At 63.1% G+C, this 3,414-nt stretch carries 6 protein-coding genes; 3 read left to right on the forward strand and 3 right to left on the reverse strand.

Annotation, left to right across the window (positions count from 1 at the left end):
- Window positions 1-50: 50 nt before the first annotated feature.
- Complete coding sequence (locus VNS12_RS03585; RefSeq protein ID WP_325486475.1) at window positions 51-497, reverse strand: hypothetical protein; 447 nt, start codon at window positions 495-497, stop codon at window positions 51-53.
- 149 nt (window positions 498-646) lie between these two features.
- Between VNS12_RS03585 and VNS12_RS03590 the strand changes: the two genes are divergently transcribed.
- Window positions 647-856, forward strand: coding sequence for a hypothetical protein (locus VNS12_RS03590; protein WP_325486476.1), 210 nt, complete (start codon window positions 647-649; stop codon window positions 854-856).
- On the opposite strand, the gene VNS12_RS03595 is transcribed toward VNS12_RS03590, so the two are convergent.
- Entirely contained in the window at window positions 774-1,769 is a 996-nt protein-coding gene (locus VNS12_RS03595) for a DMT family transporter (protein WP_325486477.1), read from the reverse strand. The genes VNS12_RS03590 and VNS12_RS03595 overlap by 83 nt on opposite strands.
- Before the next feature lie 87 nt (window positions 1,770-1,856).
- The gene (locus tag VNS12_RS03600; RefSeq protein WP_325486478.1) at window positions 1,857-2,156 is read right to left on the reverse strand and encodes a hypothetical protein; all 300 of its coding nucleotides are present in this window, start codon (window positions 2,154-2,156) and stop codon (window positions 1,857-1,859) included.
- Window positions 2,157-2,319: 163 nt separating this feature from the next.
- Between VNS12_RS03600 and VNS12_RS03605 the strand changes: the two genes are divergently transcribed.
- Together VNS12_RS03605 and VNS12_RS03610 are read left to right on the forward strand one after the other, a co-directional pair.
- Complete coding sequence (locus VNS12_RS03605; RefSeq protein ID WP_325486479.1) at window positions 2,320-3,102, forward strand: SDR family oxidoreductase; 783 nt, start codon at window positions 2,320-2,322, stop codon at window positions 3,100-3,102.
- Window positions 3,099-3,414, forward strand: a 316-nt coding sequence (locus tag VNS12_RS03610) for a GIY-YIG nuclease family protein (RefSeq protein WP_325486480.1), incomplete at its 3' end; no start/stop codon positions are given. The genes VNS12_RS03605 and VNS12_RS03610, both read left to right, overlap by 4 nt.

The following is a 3,414-nucleotide window of genomic DNA, read 5'->3' on the forward strand; positions in this document are numbered from 1 at the left end:
GAGCGCTCGTCTATCTCGGAGGCGCAATTCTCGGGTTGAAATAGGGCCGTTCAGTCGATGCGCAGCCGCTCGATATCGATGCCCCGCGCGGTCATTTTCGCCTTGAGCCGACGCCGCATCACCACCGTCACGCCATACAGCGCCAGCGCGCTGATCCCCAGCACCAGCAGGAAATCGCGCATCCCCGCGCCTTCAATGGCAAACCCCAGCGCCACGAAAAAGGCGAACAGCCCGCCAAGGGTGGCGATGTAAAAGCGCCGATCGCTCTCTGTGCGCGCTTCGTGGCCCGCCGCCACCAGCATTTCGCGCCGCTCAGCCGCACTCATCGCCGCCAGCGTCTCGGGCATCCCCTCGCGGTCGAGGCTCGCCAGATAGGCGTCGGCCCGGGCGCCGATCCGGCTGTCGGTGCGTTGCGCCCGCCACCTGCCCAGCATCAGATTGCCAATCACCGTAATCGCCAGCAATCCCAGAACGCCATAGAGCAGGATCATCGCCATTGTCGTCTTCCTCGCTTTCGCTCATGGTTCCAACATGGCGACCATACCTGCCGCCCGCAAGTTGTCCCCGCTGTCTCAAGTTGTGTCATTGTGCGTCGCAGCCGGATAGGTAACCTGCCGTCATCCGATGCAAGGGGAGTTCCACCGCCATGTCGCTTTCCCGCTGGGGCATCGCCTTTATCCGTCTGGGCCTGGTGCTGCTGGCCGTCGGACTTCTGCCAGCCCTGTTCATGGGGCTCTTCATGCCCGCGACACCGGCCTTGATCCCTGCGCTGCTCAGCCTTTCGGTGGCGCCGCTGGGTGGCCTGTGCCTGTTTGCGGGTCTGGTGATGTGGACGATTGCCCTGGTGCGGCGATAGCGGGCCCGCGCATCAGCGCCCGACCCAGCGCGAGCCGCCGCTCGCGCCACATGACCACCAGTCCCGCCACGACAATCACTCCGGCCCCGGCCAGTGCGAATCCGTCGATCATGGTGCCAAACACCACAAACCCAAGGGTAATCGCCCAGGGCAGGGAAAAATAGTTGAAGGGCTGCAACACGCTGGCCGGGGCATAGCGCAGCGAGAGCATGATAAGTCCATGGCCGCTGCAGGTGGTGAAGCACAGAACCACCATCAGCCAAACATCCATTCCCACGATCGGCTGCCAGAAAAACACGCCCACCGCGCTGGTCAGCACCAATCCGACTGCTCCCACGTAGAACAGCGACGTCGTGGTGCTGTCGATCTGACTCACCTTGCGGGTCAGCACGAGGTAAAGCGCATAACAGGTGGCGCTGAGCACGGCGAAGATCACTCCGGTTTCGACCGTGATGAAGCCAGGACGGATAATCAGCATGGCGCCCAAAAACCCGGCGAGCACCGCGGTCATCCGGAACACCCCCACCCGCTCGCCCAGCAGCGGAATGGCAAAGACCGTCACCAGAAGCGGATAGATCATGTTGATTGCGCCGATATCGCCCAGAGGCACGGTCCGCAGCGCTTCGGCGAACAGCCAGATATCGACCACCAGCAGGACCCCGCGCGCGATCTGCCAGCCAACGGCGCGCGAAACGAAGGCCCGCTTCAGGCTCGAATTGCGCATCACCAGCCAGACCGCCATCACAAAGAACGCCCAATAGCGGATCATGACGATTTGCAGTGGCGAATACTCCGTCACCAAAATCTTGGCCACCGCATCCTGCACGCCAAAAATCAGCGTCGCCAGCAGCAGAAACAAGATGCCCTTGGGCACATTGGCCGTAGGTTGATTGGCGGAAGAAGAGGTGTTCAAGAATATCTGACCCACAAAACAATGGATAAACAAGCGGCCCGGACACGATGGCCCGGGCCGATAGCGAATACGAATCGGTTTGGTGCCTTACCGCGACGTGGCCTTTTTCACGGCGGCGGCGATAGCGGTCAGGATACCGCCTCCGACAAGGCCCGTCACGCCCTGCCCCACCAGCGCCCCGGCATCAACGCCGGTGCCCACGCCCGACAGCATGTCTGCAAGGCCGGGAACGAGCCCGGCCAGCCAGGTTCCGCCAACCCCGCCTATGGCTCCGGCGACGACATTGCCGGTGGTGCCCAGGCTCATATTCTTGGCAGCGGCCCCAAGTCCGGTGCCGCCGATGGCGCCGGCCACCAGTTGCACCACGATGTAGATGATTGCGTCCATGATATCCCCTCTTGCAATCAAGGCGCAAAGCTGCGCCTCCCCACATCCCCAGCCTACGCCAATGTTTGATTCGCCGTAAGCTGTCGGTCAAGGATCGGCAAGTAGCCATTGCGTTGCCGATCCGTTCTGCCTATCTCGAAGAGTGTCGCAAGCAGAGGAACAGATGCCCGCATCAAACTCAACCGAGCAGAGACCGGTCGCGCTGGTCACCGGGGCCGCCGACAGGATCGGGGCAGCCATCGCCACCCGCCTCGCTGCCGAAGGCTTTGCCGTGATCATCCATTACCGCGCCTCGGGTGAAAAAGCCGAATACCTCGCTGACGCCATCGCCGCCGACGGCGGACAAGCCGCAATCGTGCAGGCTGATCTGGCAAAGCGCGCCGACCGCATGGGGTTGATTGCCGCCGCTGGCGATCCCTTCGGCCCGCTGACACTGCTGGTCAACAACGCGTCAATCTTTGAACCTGACAGCGCCGATACCGTCCATGAGGATTTGTGGGACCTGCACATGGCAGTCCACGCCGAAGCCCCGGTCTTTCTCGCCCGCGATTTCGCCGCCCAACTCATTCCCGCCGCAACCGGCAACATCATCAACATCATCGACGAGCGCGTCCTGGCCCCCTCGCCGGATCATTTTTCCTATACGCTCTCCAAGTCCCTGCTCTGGACTGCGACCCGTACGCTGGCCCAATCGCTGGCCCCGCGCATCCGCGTCAACGCCATCGGTCCCGGTCCCACCCTGCCCAACACCCGCCAGAGCGACGCCGAGTTCGAGGCCTCCCGCGCCCGCCTGCCGCTCGGCATGGGCGCTGACCCTGACGGCATCGCCCAGGGCGTCATGGCAATCCTCGGCCTGCCCTCGATGACCGGCCAGATGCTGGCGCTTGATGGCGGCGAACACCTCGAATGGCTTCCAAGGAACGGGCCCACCCCGCGACAGCAATGACCGCCGAAAACGACCTCACCGGCCCCGACATTATCCGTGGTTTCGTCCGGACCCTGCCCACCGGCGCAGGGGTCTATCGCATGCTCGATGAAAAGGGCGATGTGATCTATGTGGGCAAGGCCCGCAATCTGAGGGCGCGCGTCACCAATTACACCCGCTACGAAGGCAATTCGGTCCGCATCAATCGGATGATTTCGGCCACACGCTCCATGGAGTTCGTGCGCACCGAGACCGAAGCCGCCGCGCTTCTGCTCGAAGCCAACATGATCAAGCGCCTGCGGCCACGTTTCAACGTGCTGCTGCGCGACGACA

The sequence above is a fragment of the Pelagibacterium sp. genome (genome assembly GCF_035555455.1).
GTDB lineage: Bacteria > Pseudomonadota > Alphaproteobacteria > Rhizobiales > Devosiaceae > Pelagibacterium.

What these genes read in the sequence shown, in the direction of transcription:
- VNS12_RS03590 (WP_325486476.1), top strand. Translation starts at nt 647, where the DNA reads ATGTCGCTTTCCCGCTGGGGCATCGCCTTTATCCGTCTGGGCCTGGTG.
- VNS12_RS03600 (WP_325486478.1), bottom strand. Translation starts at nt 2,156, where the DNA reads ATGGACGCAATCATCTACATCGTGGTGCAACTGGTGGCCGGCGCCATC.
- VNS12_RS03605 (WP_325486479.1), top strand. Translation starts at nt 2,320, where the DNA reads ATGCCCGCATCAAACTCAACCGAGCAGAGACCGGTCGCGCTGGTCACC.
- VNS12_RS03585 (WP_325486475.1), bottom strand. Translation starts at nt 497, where the DNA reads ATGGCGATGATCCTGCTCTATGGCGTTCTGGGATTGCTGGCGATTACG.